The sequence below is a fragment of the Psychrobacter sp. CAL346-MNA-CIBAN-0220 genome (genome assembly GCF_040309805.1).
In the GTDB taxonomy this organism is placed as follows: Bacteria; Pseudomonadota; Gammaproteobacteria; order Pseudomonadales; family Moraxellaceae; genus Psychrobacter.
Genome location: NZ_JBEOPF010000692.1, coordinates 1 through 239, shown reverse-complemented (window position 1 = coordinate 239; position 239 = coordinate 1). Strand labels below are relative to the sequence as shown.

The 239-nt window shown below is 49.0% G+C and carries 1 protein-coding gene; it reads right to left on the bottom strand.

Translation table 11 applies throughout. The features are described 5' to 3' along the window. A partial coding sequence (locus tag AAEY88_RS15350; RefSeq protein WP_350563778.1) for a hypothetical protein occupies positions 1-239 on the bottom strand: 239 nt, incomplete at both ends.

Genomic DNA, 239 nt, shown 5'->3' with positions numbered 1-239 from the left:
GCCCATTACTTCAACATAGCGTGACCAATTACTGCTATCAGCTGCATTGCGGGCACGTTCAACCACATCGTCAAAATCAATGGCCTCACGTAAACGACGCAGCTCACGCCACACGGTTACCGACGGGCCACCAATTTGTTGAAACTGTCTAATGTTCCAAGTGCTTGACCACGCAGCAACATTTTGCGCACCATCTTTGCCGCTGGTTTCAGCTTCATGATCATCATCTACCATATGAC